The 15,035-nt window shown below is 68.8% G+C and carries 11 protein-coding genes; 10 read left to right on the top strand and 1 reads right to left on the bottom strand.

Annotation, left to right across the window (positions count from 1 at the left end; genetic code table 11):
* Positions 1–28 precede the first annotated feature (28 nt).
* Both ACYVAQ_RS17585 and ACYVAQ_RS17580 read left to right on the top strand, forming a co-directional pair.
* Entirely contained in the window at positions 29–2,293 is a 2,265-nt protein-coding gene (locus ACYVAQ_RS17585; RefSeq protein ID WP_460791729.1) for a RelA/SpoT family protein, read from the top strand.
* A 187-nt stretch (positions 2,294–2,480) separates the two neighbouring features.
* A complete protein-coding gene (locus tag ACYVAQ_RS17580; protein ID WP_460791727.1) occupies positions 2,481–3,440 on the top strand; it encodes a hypothetical protein in 960 nt (319 codons plus the stop codon).
* Positions 3,441–3,546: 106 nt separating this feature from the next.
* Here the strand turns inward: ACYVAQ_RS17580 and ACYVAQ_RS17575 are convergent, their stop codons facing one another.
* A complete protein-coding gene (locus ACYVAQ_RS17575; protein WP_460791726.1) occupies positions 3,547–4,776 on the bottom strand; it encodes a DUF349 domain-containing protein in 1,230 nt (409 codons plus the stop codon).
* A gap of 46 nt (positions 4,777–4,822) precedes the next feature.
* Here ACYVAQ_RS17575 and ACYVAQ_RS17570 point away from each other — a divergent pair, with 46 nt between their 5' ends.
* The 8 genes from ACYVAQ_RS17570 (at position 4,823) to ACYVAQ_RS17535 (ending at position 15,034) form a co-directional block, all read left to right on the top strand.
* Positions 4,823–5,530, top strand: a complete 708-nt coding sequence (locus ACYVAQ_RS17570) for an MBL fold metallo-hydrolase (protein ID WP_460791725.1) — start codon at positions 4,823–4,825, stop codon at positions 5,528–5,530.
* Between the two features lie 3 nt (positions 5,531–5,533).
* The gene (hisS, locus tag ACYVAQ_RS17565) at positions 5,534–6,790 is read left to right on the top strand and encodes a histidine--tRNA ligase (protein WP_460791724.1); all 1,257 of its coding nucleotides are present in this window, start codon (positions 5,534–5,536) and stop codon (positions 6,788–6,790) included.
* Entirely contained in the window at positions 6,787–8,574 is a 1,788-nt protein-coding gene (aspS, locus tag ACYVAQ_RS17560; protein WP_460791723.1) for an aspartate--tRNA ligase, read from the top strand. The genes hisS and aspS overlap by 4 nt, the downstream gene beginning before the upstream one ends.
* Before the next feature lie 180 nt (positions 8,575–8,754).
* On the top strand, positions 8,755–9,759 hold the full coding sequence (locus ACYVAQ_RS17555; RefSeq protein ID WP_460791722.1) for an ABC transporter permease: 1,005 nt from the start codon (positions 8,755–8,757) through the stop codon (positions 9,757–9,759).
* 76 nt (positions 9,760–9,835) lie between these two features.
* The gene (locus ACYVAQ_RS17550; RefSeq protein ID WP_460791721.1) at positions 9,836–11,572 is read left to right on the top strand and encodes an ABC transporter substrate-binding protein; all 1,737 of its coding nucleotides are present in this window, start codon (positions 9,836–9,838) and stop codon (positions 11,570–11,572) included.
* Between the two features lie 131 nt (positions 11,573–11,703).
* Complete coding sequence (locus ACYVAQ_RS17545) at positions 11,704–12,717, top strand: ABC transporter permease (RefSeq protein ID WP_460791718.1); 1,014 nt, start codon at positions 11,704–11,706, stop codon at positions 12,715–12,717.
* Between the two features lie 23 nt (positions 12,718–12,740).
* Positions 12,741–13,820 carry an ABC transporter ATP-binding protein gene (locus ACYVAQ_RS17540; RefSeq protein WP_460791717.1) on the top strand — a complete coding sequence of 360 codons (1,080 nt, stop codon included), beginning with the start codon at positions 12,741–12,743 and terminating at the stop codon, positions 13,818–13,820.
* Positions 13,817–15,034: an ABC transporter ATP-binding protein gene (locus ACYVAQ_RS17535; RefSeq protein WP_460791715.1), complete on the top strand. Its 1,218-nt coding sequence runs from the start codon at positions 13,817–13,819 to the stop codon at positions 15,032–15,034. The genes ACYVAQ_RS17540 and ACYVAQ_RS17535 overlap by 4 nt, the downstream gene beginning before the upstream one ends.
* Position 15,035: the final 1 nt, after the last annotated feature.

Here is a 15,035-nt window from a genome sequence, read left to right as displayed (position 1 = left end):
GTGCGACGGGGCTCACTAGACTGGGCCAATGGCTGAGGAACGCACCGCCCCGCGTCCGTCGGCGGTGCGCGCCCGCCTGGCCCGGATGGGCACGCGGAGCAGCGCCAACCCGGTGCTCGAGTCGCTGTTCCGCGCCGTACGTGCCAACCACCCGAAGGCCGACCTCGCGCTCCTCGAGCGCGCCTACACCACGGCCGAGCGGCTGCACGGCGACCAGAAGCGCAAGAGCGGCGACCCGTACATCACGCACCCGCTCGCCGTGACGACGATCCTCGCCGGCATCGGCATGACCGAGGCGACCCTGGTCGCCGCGCTCCTGCACGACACCGTCGAGGACACCGAGTACACGCTCGAGCAGTGTCGCCGCGACTTCGGTGACGAGGTCGCCCAGCTCGTCGACGGCGTGACAAAGCTCGACAAGGTCGTCTACGGCGACAGCGCTCAGGCCGAGACGATCCGCAAGATGATCGTCGCGATGTCGCGCGACATCCGGGTCCTCGTCATCAAGCTCGCCGATCGACTGCACAACATGCGCACGCTGCGCTACGTGCCGCAGAAGAGCCAGGAGCGTACCGCCCGCGAGACGCTCGACATCTACGCTCCGCTCGCGCACCGGCTCGGCATGAACACGATCAAGTGGGAGCTGGAGGACCTCGCGTTCGCCACGCTGCACCCCAAGATCTACGACGAGATCGTCCGGATGGTCGCCGAGCGCGCCCCGTCGCGCGACCAGTTCCTCGCCGAGGTCATCAACCAGGTCGAGGCGGACCTGCGCGAGGCCAAGATCAAGGCGACCGTGACCGGCCGCCCGAAGCACTACTACTCGATCTACCAGAAGATGATCGTCGGCGGCCGCGACTTCTCCGACATCTACGACCTGGTCGGCATCCGCATCCTGGTCGAGCACGACCGTGACTGCTACGGCGTCCTCGGTGTCCTCCACTCGCGCTGGAACCCGGTGCTGGGGCGCTTCAAGGACTACGTCGCGATGCCGAAGTTCAACATGTACCAGTCGCTGCACACGACGGTCATCGGTCCGCAGGGCAAGCCGGTGGAGATGCAGATCCGCACCTTCGCCCAGCACCGCCGGGCGGAGTACGGCGTGGCCGCCCACTGGAAGTACAAGGAGGACGGCCGCAACGGCACCGACACCGACAAGTCGGGCGACCTCAGCGACATGGGCTGGGTGCGCCAGCTGCTCGACTGGCAGAGCGAGGTCGAGGACCCGGGGGAGTTCCTGGAGTCGCTGCGCTTCGAGATCAACCAGGCCGAGACCTACGTCTTCACCCCGCGCGGTGACGTGATCGCGCTGCCCACCGGCGCGACCCCGGTTGACTTCGCGTTCGCTGTGCACACCGAGGTCGGCTACAAGACCATCGGCGCGCGGGTCAACGGGCGCCTCGTCCCCCTCGAGTCCACGCTCGAGAACGGTGACGTCGTGGAGGTCTTCACCTCGAAGGCGCCCACTGCCGGGCCGTCGCGCGACTGGCTGACGTTCGTGAAGTCGCAGCGCGCCCGCTCCAAGATCCGCCAGTGGTTCACCAAGGAGCGCCGCGAGGAGGCGATCGAGAGCGGCAAGGACGAGATCGCCAAGCTGATGCGCAAGGAGGGCCTGCCCCTCAAGCGGTTGCTCAGCCACGACTCGCTCTCGCAGGTCGCCGAGCAGTTCAAGCTCGCCGACGTCTCAGCGCTGTACGCCGCGGTCGGTGAGCACAACCTGGGCGCCCAGACCGTGGTCCGCAAGGTCATCGAGCTGCACGGCGGCGACGAGGGCGCTCAGGAGGACCTGGCCGAGGCCGTCACGATCACCGGACGACGCCACCGCTCCCGGATCGCCAGCGGCGGCGACGTCGGCGTCATCGTCAAGGGAGCTCCGGATGTCTGGGTCAAGCTCGCGAAGTGCTGCACCCCGGTGCCGCCCGACGACATCCTCGGGTTCGTCACCAAGGGCGGGGGAGTCTCGGTCCACCGCAAGGACTGCACGAACGCCGCGAACCTGCTCGGCCAGCCCGAGAAGGTCCTCGACGTCGAGTGGGCCCCCACCGGCCAGTCGACCTTCCTGGTCAACATCCAGGTCGAGGCCCTCGACCGCTCCCGGCTGCTCACCGACATCACCCTGGTCCTGTCCGACGCCCACCTCAGCCTGCAGTCGGCCAACCTGACCACCTCCCGCGACCGCGTCGCCAAGCTCCGCTTCACCTTCGAGATGGCCGACGCCAAGCACCTCGACACCGTCCTCAACGCCGTCCGGTCGGTGCCGGGGGTCTTCGACGTCTACCGCGTCACCGCCTGACCCATGGGGCGTCGGAATCACCGGTCGGCCGGTGATTCCTGCACAGGACGGGTGTTGCAACGGCCGCCAAGCGCAGGGAAACCTCCGCCAGTCTTGCTCACATGTCCAGGCGTCACTGGACGACTGGTTATCCACAGGCTCTGATCGGGCTCGCGTCGGCGGTAGCACCTCGGGGCAGGTTCCCGTCATGTACCTGGACCCGCACGATTCCGTCTATACGCCCGTCCTGCTCCGGCGTGAGCTACTCGCGGCGGGGCACAGCGATCGAAGCCTCGCGCGCGACCTCCAGCGCGGGGTGCTGGCTCGGCCGCGGCGAGGTGCGTACGTCGACGGGCCGCGATGGAACGCAATGACGAGTGAGCAGCGGTATGCAGTCCGCTGCCATGCGGCGTACCGCAATGCATCCACGGACGTCGTGCTGAGTCACACCTCCGCCCTACCGTTCCTCGGCGCGCCGCTGTGGGGCCTCTCCCTGAGCGAGATTCATCTGACGCGCACAGACGGTCGGACCGGCCGGCGGGAGGCGGGTGTGCGGCAGCATCGCGGTGCCATCGGCGAGGCTGACGTGATCCGCGAGAACGGTCTGTTGGTGATGGCACCGGCGCGCGCAACCCTCGAGGTGGTCACCGTGGGGTCGGTCGAGGCCGCGGTCGTGGTTGCGAACCACTTCCTGCACGCGAATGCATTCAGTCTGGGTGGCTTGGCCGCCCGGTTCGACGATCCGATGGACCACTGGCCGAACTCCCTCCGCACCCGCGTGGTCATGCGACTCCTGAACCCGCGGATCGAGTCCGTGGGTGAAAGTCGGCTCTTCTACTTCTTCTGGAACCAGCGACTGCCGCTTCCGGAACCTCAGTTCGAGGTGGTTGTCGACGGAGTTGTGATCGCGCGACTGGACTTCGCACTCCCGGACTTTGGCATCTGGTTCGAGTTCGACGGCCGCATCAAGTACGTGAAGCTCAAACGGGATGGCGAATCGACGACTGACGTCGTCGTACGCGAGAAGCAACGGGAGGAGCGGATCGCTGAGCTCACCGGCTGGAGGTGCGTCCGGGTGACCTGGAAGGACCTGGCGGAACCCGAGCGCCTGGCGTGGCGGATCAGGGCGCTGATCGAATCGGGTGGTTCCCGCCGCCGGACCTCTTGAAGGCACAGTCTGAAGGCGGAGGGTTTCTGGCGCTTGTCGGCCGTTGCAACGCCCGACAAGCGCAGGAATCACCGGTCGACCGGTGATTCCTGCACCGCGCGGACGATCAGCCCGAGAAGTCCTCCGACGCCCGCCTGGCCATCTCCAGGAAGGACCGGCGACCCTCGAGGTTCTCCTCCAGCTCGCGGACCTTCTTGGCGTCGCCCGCGGCGCGCGCCTTGTCCAGCTTGGCCTCGGCGTCGGCGATGGCGGCCTCGAGCTTGCTGACCATGTCGTCGGCACGGGCCGACTTCTCCGGGTCGGTACGCCGCCACTGCTCGTCCTCGACCTTGCGGATCGCCTGCTCGACGGTGCGCATCCGGCCCTCGAGGTCCTTGAGCCGGTCGCGCGGGACCTTGCCCGCCGCATCCCAGCGCTCGGCGATCTCGCGGAAGGCGGCCTTCGCGGCGGTCAGGTCGGTGACCGGCAGCAGCGCCTCGGCCTCGACCAGGAGCTTCTCCTTGACCTCGGCGTTCGCGGCGAACTCCTGGTCCAGGGCGGCGTTCTCGGCGTCGCGGGCACCGAAGAAGCGGTCCTGCGCACCGCGGAAGCGGGCCCACAGCTCGTCGTCGATGTTCTTCGGGGCCGGGCCTGCCGCCTTCCACTGCCGCATCAGCTCGCGGTAGCGACCGGCGGTCGGGCCCCACTCGGTCGAGTCGGCGATCTTCTCGGCCTCGGCGACGAGGCGCTCCTTGATCACCTGCGCGCCTGCGCGCTTGCTGTCCTGCTCCGCGAAGTGCGCCTTCCGCGCCTTCGTGTACGCCGAGCGGGCGGTCGAGAAGCGCTTCCACAGCGCGTCGTCCGCGGACCGCTCGAGGCGCGGCAGCGCCTTCCACTCGTCCAGCAGCTCGCGGAGCCGGTTGGCGCCCCCGCGCCAGTCGCGACCGGCGGCGATCTTCTCGGCCTCGGCCGCGAGGCGCTCCTTGGCCTCACGCGACTCGGTCGACCGGGCCGCCTTCTCGGCGCGCCGCGCGTCCCGTTGGGTGGCGATGACCGGTCCGAGCTCGTCGAGCCGAGCCGTGAGCGCGGCCAGGTCGCCGACCGCGTTGGCGTCGACCAGCTGGGTGCGCACGGTCTTCACCGACGCGGTGGCCTCCTCGGGGGAGAGGAGCCCGGCGGAGACCCGCTTGTGCAACAGGTCCACCTCGAGGGCGAGCGCGTCGTACCGGCGGGTGAAGAAGGCCAGGGCTTCGTCAGCCGAGACGTCGGGCACCTGTCCGACGGCGCGTTCGCCGTCGTTCGTCTTCACGTAGACGGTGCCGTCGGAGTCGACGCGTCCCCAGTCGGAGGTAGTCACGAGACGCAATGCTAATGCGAGCAGTGCCGGCCGATAGGCTGGGTCGGTGCTGATCGCCGGCTTCCCCGCAGGACCGTGGGGCACGAACTGTTACGTCGCGGCCACCTCAGCCGGCGCCGAGTGCGTCGTGATCGACCCGGGCAAGGACGCCGCGCCCGGGATCGCCGAGATCGTCCGCGAGCACCGGCTGAAGCCGGTCGCCGTGCTGCTGACCCACGGCCACGTGGACCACATGTGGAGCGTCACCCCCGTCGCCGGGACGTACGACGCCACCGCGTGGATCCACCCCGCGGACCGACACCTGCTGACCGATCCCGCCGCCGGGCTGTCGCGGGAGTCCGCCGGGATGCTGCTGGGTGGCAGCTACGAGTTCACCGAGCCCGACGACGTTCGCGAGCTGTCCGACGGCGCGGCGCTCGAGCTGGCCGGCCTGACCTTCACCGTCGATCACACCCCGGGCCACACCGAGGGATCGGTGACCTTCCGCAGCCCGTACGGTGGGGACGTCTCCGAGGTGATGTTCTCCGGCGACCTGCTCTTCCAGGGCTCGATCGGGCGCACCGATCTGGCCGGCGGCGACCACGCCAAGATGCTGCAGAGCCTGCGCAGCAAGGTGCTGACCCTCGCCGACGACATCGTCGTGCTGCCCGGCCACGGCGGCCAGACCTCCATCGGCCAGGAGCGTGCCACCAACCCGTTCCTCCAGGACCTCATCGACGCCCGCACCACCAGCACGCCGACCAGGGGGCTGTGACCGATGGCCGACACCATCTCCGCGCCCAAGGGCGTGCCCGAGTACCTGCCGCCCGCCTCCGCGACCTGGCTCGCGATCAAGGATGCCCTGGCGAGGCCGGCGATCCTGGCCGGCTACGGCTACATCGAGCTGCCGATCTTCGAGGACACCGCCCTCTACGTGCGCGGCGTGGGGGAGTCCACCGACGTGGTCTCGAAGGAGATGTACACCTTCACCGACCGCGGCGACCGCTCCCTGACCCTGCGCCCCGAGGGCACCGCCGGCGTCATGCGCAGCGTCATCGAGCACCGGCTCGACCGTGGCGCGCTCCCCGTCAAGCTCTGGTACGCCGGCCCGTTCTTCCGCGCCGAGCGCCCGCAGCACGGCCGCTACCGCCAGCTGCAGCAGTTCGGCGTCGAGGCGATCGGCTCCGACGACCCGGCGCTGGACGCTGAGGTCGTGGCCATGGCCGACGCCGGCTTCCGGGGCCTCGGCCTGACCGGCTACCGGCTGGAGATGACCAGCCTCGGCTGCAAGGAGTGCCGTCCGCCGTACCGGGCGCTGCTGCAGGCCTTCCTGGACACCCTCGACCTCGACGAGCCGACCCGCGAGCGAGCGCTCATCAACCCGCTGCGCGTCCTGGACGACAAGCGGCCCGAGGTGGTCGCCCAGCTCGCCGACGCACCGCTCATGCTCGATCACCTCTGCGAGCCGTGCGCGACGCACTTCGCCGCGGTCCGCGCGCTCCTCGACGAGCAGGGCGTCGCCTACGTCGTCAACCCGCGCATGGTCCGCGGCCTCGACTACTACACCCGCACCACCTTCGAGTTCGTCCACGACGGCCTCGGCGCCCAGTCGGGCATCGGCGGCGGCGGCCGGTACGACGGCCTCATGGCCGAGCTCGGCGGCCAGGAGCTGTCCGGCATCGGCTTCGGCCTCGGCCTGGACCGCACCTTCCTCGCCTGCGAGGCCGAGGGCCTGCAGGTCGGCCCGCGCAGCCCGCTCGACGTGTACGTCGTCCCCCTCGGCGCCGCGCGCGACCGCGCCCCCGGCATCGTGGCCGCCCTGCGCAACCACGGGCTGCGCACCGACCAGGTGTACGGCGAGCGCGGCCTGAAGGGTGCGATGAAGCAGGCCGATCGCAGCGGAGCGCCGTACGTCGTCGTGATCGGCGAGCGTGACCTGGCGGCCGGCGTGGCCCAGGTGAAATCGATGGACACCGGCGACCAGGTCGCCGTAGCACTGGAAGACCTTGTCAAGCACCTCGAGGAGAAGAAGTGATCCGCACCCAGGACGCCGGCACGCTGCGTGCCGAGAACGTCGGCCAGACCGTCACCCTCGCGGGCTGGGTGGCGCGGCGGCGCGATCACGGTGGCGTGACCTTCATCGACCTGCGCGATGCCAGCGGCGTGGTGCAGATCGTCTTCCGTGACGAGGAGGAGGCGCACGCCCTGCGCAGCGAGTTCTGCATCGCCGTCACCGGCGAGGTGATCGCGCGCTCGGAGGGCAACGTCAACCCCAACATCCCGACCGGCGAGGTCGAGGTCGTCGTCTCCGAGCTGGAGATCCTCAACCCGAGCGCGCCGCTGCCGTTCCCCATCGACGACGCCAGCAGCGCCGGTGAGGTCGGCGAGGAGGCGCGGCTGAAGTACCGCTACCTCGACCTGCGCCGTAGCGGCCCCGCGGCCGCCATCCGCCTGCGCAGCAAGGTCAACAAGGCCGCGCGCGACGTCCTGGACCGCCACGGCTTCGTCGAGGTCGAGACCCCGACGCTGACCCGCAGCACCCCCGAGGGCGCGCGTGACTTCCTGGTGCCCGCGCGGCTGCACCCCGGCAGCTGGTACGCCCTGCCGCAGAGCCCGCAGCTGTTCAAGCAGCTGCTCATGGTCGGCGGACTCGAGCGCTACTTCCAGATCGCGCGCTGCTACCGCGACGAGGACTTCCGCGCCGACCGTCAGCCCGAGTTCACCCAGCTCGACATCGAGATGAGCTTCGTGGACCAGGAGGACGTCATCGCCCTGACCGAGGACGTCCTCGAGGCGATGTGGGCGCAGATCGGCGTGACCATCCCGCGGCCCATCCCACGCATGACGTACGCCGACGCGATGCGTCTCTACGGCAGTGACAAGCCCGACCTGCGCATGGGTCAGGAGCTCGTCGAGTGCACCGACTACTTCAAGGACACGCCGTTCCGCGTCTTCCAGGCCGAGTACGTCGGCGCCGTGGTCATGCCCGGCGGCGCGAGCCAGCCGCGCAAGCAGCTGGACGCCTGGCAGGACTGGGCCAAGCAGCGTGGTGCGCGCGGCCTGGCCTACGTGCTGGTCCAGGAGGACGGCGAGCTCGGGGGACCGGTCGCCAAGAACCTCTCCGACGAGGAGAAGGCCGGTCTCGCCGCCCACGTCGGCGCGCAGATCGGTGACTGCATCTTCTTCGCCGCCGGCGCGACCAAGTCCAGCCGGGCCCTGCTCGGTGCCGCCCGCCTGGAGATCGGCCGCCGCTGCGGCCTGATCGACGAGGACGCGTTCGCGTTCACCTGGGTCGTGGACGCCCCGATGTTCGAGCCGGCCTCCGACGCGGTCGCGTCGGGTGACGTCGCCGTGGGCGCGGGCGCCTGGACGGCCGTGCACCACGCCTTCACCGGGCCCAAGCCGGAGTTCGCCGACACCTTCGACACCGACCCGGGCAGCGCGCTGGCCTACGCCTACGACATCGTCTGCAACGGCAGCGAGCTCGGCGGCGGCTCCATCCGCATCCACCGCGAGGACGTGCAGAAGCGGGTCTTCCAGGTGATGGGCATCGACGACGACGAGGCGCAGGAGAAGTTCGGCTTCCTCCTCGACGCCTTCAAGTACGGCGCCCCGCCCCACGGCGGCATCGCGGTCGGCATGGACCGCATCGTCGCCATGCTCGCCAAGGTCGACTCGATCCGCGAGGTCATCGCGTTCCCGAAGTCGGGAGGCGGCTTCGACCCGCTCACCGCCGCGCCCGCACCCATCACCGCGGAGCAGCGCAAGGAAGCGGGCGTCGACGCCATGCCGAAGGAGGATGTTCCGCCCACCGCTTGATCGGTCGGAACATCGCCGTGAGAGCGGCCGGAACGCCGGATCGGGCGTTCGTGTCCGGATCGTTACCTCACGGTGATCGTCGTGCGCATCACAGAGGGCTAAAGTCGCGGACGTCCGGGCCACGACGGTGTCGTGGGGCCGGTCGTAACGCCGTAGTCCCGACCAGCCCACGAGGTGCGCATGACGATCAGCCCCACGCAGATCGATGAGGTCGCCGAAGACACCACGGTCGGGGAGGTCGTCGGTGCCCCGGCGGCGAAGTCGCCGCTGCGGCTCGCGATCAACCGGTTCCGCCACGACGTGCTCTCGATGATCTCCTTCGTGGTGGTCAGCATCCTCGTCGTCCTCGCCGTGCTGGCGCCGATCCTCCTCAAGCTCGGCGTCCTGGACTACAGCACGCCCCACCAGGACCTGACCGACCCCACTTCGGGTGGCGTGCCGACGGGCTCCTTCGGCGGGGTGAGCGCTCACCACCTCTTCGGCGTCGTGCCCGGCGACGGCACGGACGTCCTCTCCCGGCTGTGGATCGGGGTGGCGTTCTCGGTCGCCATCTGCCTGTTCGCCACGATCGTCTCGGTGGTGCTGGGCACGGTCCTCGGCATCATCGGCGGCTACTCGCGCGGCCTGCTGGACGCGGTGATCGGCCGGTTGGTCGACCTGACGCTCTCGTTCCCGCAGACGCTGATGCTGCTCGCCCTCTCGACGCCGATCATCGCCTTCCTCAACGAGCAGATGCACATCAGGGGCAACCTCGGTAACGCGCTCTACGTGATCCTGGTCCTCGGCTTCTTCGGGTGGCCCCCGGTCGCGCGTCTGGTGCGCGGTCAGGTGCTGTCCATCCGCGAGCGCGAGTTCATCGACGCGGCGCGCTCCATCGGCGCCTCCAACTCCCGGATCTACTTCAAGGAGATCCTGCCCAACCTGTGGGCGCCCCTGCTGGTCGTCAGCACCCTGTTGCTGCCGTCCTACGTGTCGGCCGAGGCCGCCCTGAGCTACCTGGGTGTCGGCGTGCAGGCCCCCATGCCGACGCTGGGCAACGTGCTCGCGGATGCCACCCAGTGGATCGGCAACGGCGACAACACCTACTTCTGGATCCCGACGGTCGTGATCGTGACGATCGTGGTCAGCTTCAACCTGCTCGGCGACGGCCTGGGCGATGCGCTGGACCCCAAGGGCAATCGATAAGTCTTCCCGGCGGGCTGCCTGCCCGCGGGGAACGTGCGCCACCTGTCGGGAGGTGCCACTCACACAAGGAGGAACCATGTTCAGGAATCGAAAGCGCGTGCTCGCCGCAGGCGCTGTCGTAGCGGCCTCGGCCGGTCTCCTAGCCGCGTGCGGCGGAGGCGGCAGCTCGGCGGCTCCCGAGAAGGGCACGCTGTACTACCTGATTTCCACGAGTGCCAAGCCGGAGCACCTCGACCCGCAGCGCGTCTACATCGGCCGGGACATCACGAACCTCTCGCGCCTGGTCTACCGCCAGCTCGTCACCTTCCCGGACAGCACCAACACCAAGACGTCCATCACCCCGGTTCCTGACCTCGCCACCAACACCGGAACGTCCCTGAATGGCGCGAAGACCTGGAAGTTCACGATCAAGAGCGGCGTGACCTGGCAGGACGGCAAGCCGATCACGTGTGACGACTTCAAGTACGGCGCATCGCGGGTCTTCGCCCAGGACGTCCTGACCGGTGGCCCGAACTACCTGGTCTCCTACCTCAACGTCCCGACCAACAAGGACGGCTCCTCCATCTACGCCGGCCCGTACGACAAGTCGGCCAAGAACGCCGCGGGTCAGAAGGCGTTCGACAAGGCGATCACCTGCCAGGGGCAGACGATCACCTACAACTTCAAGAAGCCGTGGCCGGACTTCCCGCTCGCCATCGCCGCGCTGCACATGATGGACCCGTACCGGGCCGACCAGGACAACGGCGACAAGTCGAACTACTCGGTGTTCTCCGACGGCCCCTACGAGCTCCAGGGCTCGTGGAACGAGGACACGGGCGGCACGTTCGTCCGCAACCCGAACTACAAGGCGAGCAGCGACACCACTGGTAGCCGCAAGGCCCTGCCCGACAAGGTCATCTTCCAGGTCGGCGGCACGACCGAGACGATCGCGGACCGCCTCATCGCCGACAACGGCACCGACGTCAACGCGGTCAGCGACCGCTCGGTCCCGCCGACGCGCTACGGCCAGCTCACCGGCTCGGTCAACGACCGCCTCACCACGGTCCCGTCGCCGTACGTCGACTACCTGGCGATGAACGTCAAGAACGTCCCGAACGTGCTGGTCCGCAAGGCCATCTACCTGGCGACCAACGACCAGGGCTGGATCGACGCCGGCGGCGGTACCCGCTCCTACAAGACGGCCAAGTCGATCGTGCTTCCGACGATCACCGGCTACCAGCCCAACCCGGCGTTCACCGCGCCGCCGTCGGGCGACGTGAACGCGGCGAAGCAGCTGCTGCAGCAGGCAGGCGTCAAGACGCCGTACCCGATCACCTTCATGTACGAGAAGACCGACACCGCTGACAAGCAGGCAGCCGTGCTGCAGGCCCAGTGGAAGCAGGCCGGCTTCGACGTGACCCTGCAGGGCATCGGTGCGGACAACTACTACGCGACGATCCAGAAGCCCTCGAACAAGGGCTCGTTCTACTGGGCCGGATGGGGCGCTGACTGGCCGTCGGCCATCACCATCACCCCGCCGCTGTTCGACGGTCGGGTCAACCTGACCCCGAGCTCGAGCCAGAACGACTACGGCCAGTACAACTCGCCGGCGTTCAACAAGTACGTCGACGAGGCGCAGAACGCGTCGACCCTCGCGCAGCAGACCACGGCCCTGCAGAAGGCCGACGCTCAGCTGGGCAAGGACTACGCCTACATCCCGCTGGAGAACCAGATCTTCAACCTCCTGCGGGGCTCGAACGTCACCAACTACCAGACGACGGCGGCCTCCAACGGCTACCCGGACCTGGGCGGGATCGACGTCAGCAACCACTGATGGCTGGGTGGCGGCCGATGACCTCGGCCGTCACCACACCAGTCATTGACCGTGCACCGACACGGGGCGGGGCGCCACGGCGCCCCGCCCCGTGAGCGGGCAGACCTCTGCGGGAAGAGCCACTCGAAGCCATGTATGCCTACATCATCCGCCGCCTTGTGATCGGCGTGGTGCTGCTCATCGTGATGAGCCTGGTCACGTTCCTGTTGTTCTTCTCGGGGGCCTTCGACCCGGCCCGCAACGCGTGCGGCAAGGTCTGCACGCCGGCCCAGATCGAGAACACGAAGAAGGCACTGGGCTACGACCACCCGATCCTCGTCCAGTGGGGCGAGTTCCTGAAGGGCGTCGTCGTCGGTCGCGACTACCCGAACGACCCCGCGCTCCGCGCTGCCAACCCGAACATCGTGACCCACTGTGCGGCCCCCTGCCTCGGCTACTCGCAGGTGCACACGGCCACGGTCAACAGCCTGCTCAAGAACGCCACCCCGATCTCGATCTCCATCGCCATCGTCGCGTTCGTGTTCTGGATCATCGGCGGTCTGCTCTTCGGCATCATCGCCGCGATGACCAAGGGCTCGTTCCTGGATCGCGGCATCGTCGGGCTCTCGCTGGTGTTCTACGCGCTGCCCACGTTCGTCATCGGCACCATCCTGCTGCGGTTCGTGGCGATCAAGTGGAACATCTTCCAACGACCCGTCTACGTGCCCTTCACCCAGGACCCGGGCCTGTGGTTCACGAACCTGGTGCTCCCTGCGGTCACGCTGGCCCTGTTCTACATGGCGGCGTACGCCCGGATGAGTCGGGCCTTCATCATCGAGTCCTCCGGTGAGGACTACATCCGCACGGCCAAGGCCAAGGGGGTCAAGCGCGTGCCGCTGCTGCTCAAGCACACGCTGCGTGCCGCGCTCACCCCGCTGCTCACGATGGCCGGCCTCGACCTGGCGGTGCTCCTCGGCGGAGCGATCATCACCGAGTCCGTCTTCAGCCTCAACGGCCTCGGCCTGCTCGCGGTCACCGCGAACGCGCGGTTCGACATGCCCACGATCGTCGGCATCGTGCTGCTGCTCGCCGCGTTCATCATCGTCGCCAACATCATCGTCGACATCCTGTACGCATTCATCGACCCGCGGGTCCGGCTGGTCTGAGGCGCCCCATGACGACAACCACCATGAACAGTTCTGAGACCTCCACCGCTCCCACCGACAGCTATCTGTCGGTTCGGGACCTGGTCGTCCACTTCCCGACCTCCGACGGCATCGTCAAGGCCACGGACGGCCTCTCCTACGAGGTCGACCGCGGTCGCACCCTCGGCATCGTCGGTGAGTCCGGCTCGGGCAAGTCCGTGTCGAGCTCGGCGATCCTGGGCCTGCACCGCGGCACCAACGCCCAGGTGAGCGGGGAGATCCTGCTCGACGGCGTCGACCTGCTGCGGATCGACGACGAGGACATGCGCCGGCGCCGCGGCAAGGACGTCGCGATGATCTTCCAGGACCCGCTCTCGGCGATGCACCCGTACTACTCGGTGGGCAACCAGATCGCCGAGGCCTACCGGGTCCACAACGACGTGAGCCGCAAGGCGGCGAAGCGGCGCGCGATCGAGATGCTGGACCGAGTCGGGATCCCGAACCCGGAGCGGCGGGTCGACGACTACCCGCACCAGTTCTCCGGCGGGATGCGACAGCGCGCCATGATCGCGATGAGCCTGATCAACGACCCGGGCCTGCTGATCGCCGACGAGCCGACCACGGCACTGGACGTGACCGTGCAGGCGCAGATCCTGGACCTGCTCCAGGACCTGCAGAAGGAGTTCAACTCCGCGATCATCATCATCACCCACGACCTCGGGGTCGTCGCCGAGATGGCCGACGACGTGCTGGTCATGTACGCCGGTCGGGCGGTCGAGTACGGCCCGACCCACGAGATCCTGGTGCGGCCGGAGATGCCGTACACCTGGGGCCTGCTGTCCAGCGTCCCTGACGTGAGCGGTGACACGGACGCCAAGCTGATCCCGATCCGGGGGAACCCGCCGAGCCTGCTCACCCCGCCGACCGGCTGCGCGTTCCACCCGCGGTGCGACCACCGGGACAAGGTGCCGGGCAACCTGTGCTTCACACAGCTGCCCGACCTCACGCCCGCGGCCAGCGGAGGCACCCACACCAAGCGCTGCCATCTCGCCAACCCCGACGAGGTGTACGCCGTCGAGGTGCTGCCCGAGATCGCGCCCGACCTCGTCGAGGAGCAGTCATGACGACCGATTCGAACACCGCCGACGCCACGCTCGGGACGCCCGTGGGTCACGCGGCCGTCCAGGCGGACCTGGACGCGCCGCCGGTGCTGACCGTCGACAAGCTGAAGATGTACTTCCCGGTCAAGAGCTCCGGCGTCATCCGCCGGACCATCGGTCACGTGAAGGCCGTCGACGGCGTGTCCTTCCAGGTGCCGACCAACGGGTCGCTCGGCCTGGTCGGCGAGTCCGGTTGCGGCAAGTCGACGACGGGTCGGCTGATCACCCGGCTCTACCAGCCGACGGCCGGCAAGATCGAGTTCGAGGGCCGCGACATCGCCCAGCTGTCGCAGCGTCAGCTGCTGCCGATGCGGCGCGAGATCCAGATGATCTTCCAGGACCCCGCGACCTCGTTGAACCCGCGGCACACGGTCGGGACGATCGTGGGCGCTCCGCTCGAGGTCCACAAGGTGGTGCCGAAGAACAAGATCCTGCCGCGGGTCCAGGAGCTGCTGGAGATCGTCGGCCTCAACCCCGAGCACTACAACCGCTACCCGCACGAGTTCTCCGGCGGTCAGCGCCAGCGCATCGGCATCGCCCGCGCGCTCACCCTCCAGCCGAAGCTCTTGGTGGCCGACGAACCCGTCTCGGCACTGGACGTCTCGATCCAGGCACAGGTCATCAACCTGCTGCAGGACCTGCAGCGCGAGTTCGGGATCGCCTTCCTGTTCATCGCCCACGACCTCGCGGTCGTCCGGCACTTCTGCCCCGAGATCGCGGTCATGTACCTCGGCAAGATCGTCGAGATCGGCGATCGCGACAGCATCTACGGCAACGCGCACCACCCCTACACCCAGGCACTGCTCTCGGCCGTCCCGGACGTGAAGCAGGCGACGGTGGGCGGTCGGCGGGAGCGCATCCGGCTGCAGGGCGACGTCCCGAGCCCGATCAACCCGCCGTCGGGCTGCCACTTCCGCACCCGCTGCCCGCTCGCGCAGGAGATCTGTGCCGAGGTCGAGCCGCCGCTGCTGCAGATCGGGCGCCGGCACAAGGTGGCGTGCCACTTCCCGGGTCGTCTGGGCCAGGCGCCGATGGAGCCGTTCACCGCGCGCCTGCTCGGGGTCGACGCCTACGGCCAGCCGGACCCCGAGGCCCAGCCGCCCGCCGACCTCGACGACCAGCCCGGCTACGCCGACAAGTGGTTCGACCTCGACAAGCCGGGGATCGGCTCGGTCTGAG

It is taken from the genome of Nocardioides maradonensis, from assembly GCF_054777115.1.
The sequence above is the reverse complement of the archived record's forward strand: the minus strand, read 5'-3'. Positions and strand labels throughout refer to the sequence as shown.

Bases quoted from the DNA above. Each gene is read 5' to 3' on its own strand.
- ACYVAQ_RS17585 (WP_460791729.1), top strand. From the start codon at position 29: ATGGCTGAGGAACGCACCGCCCCGCGTCCGTCGGCGGTGCGCGCCCGC.
- ACYVAQ_RS17580 (WP_460791727.1), top strand. From the start codon at position 2,481: ATGTACCTGGACCCGCACGATTCCGTCTATACGCCCGTCCTGCTCCGG.
- hisS (WP_460791724.1), top strand. From the start codon at position 5,534: ATGGCCGACACCATCTCCGCGCCCAAGGGCGTGCCCGAGTACCTGCCG.
- ACYVAQ_RS17555 (WP_460791722.1), top strand. From the start codon at position 8,755: ATGACGATCAGCCCCACGCAGATCGATGAGGTCGCCGAAGACACCACG.
- ACYVAQ_RS17550 (WP_460791721.1), top strand. From the start codon at position 9,836: ATGTTCAGGAATCGAAAGCGCGTGCTCGCCGCAGGCGCTGTCGTAGCG.
- ACYVAQ_RS17545 (WP_460791718.1), top strand. From the start codon at position 11,704: ATGTATGCCTACATCATCCGCCGCCTTGTGATCGGCGTGGTGCTGCTC.
- ACYVAQ_RS17540 (WP_460791717.1), top strand. From the start codon at position 12,741: ATGAACAGTTCTGAGACCTCCACCGCTCCCACCGACAGCTATCTGTCG.
- ACYVAQ_RS17535 (WP_460791715.1), top strand. From the start codon at position 13,817: ATGACGACCGATTCGAACACCGCCGACGCCACGCTCGGGACGCCCGTG.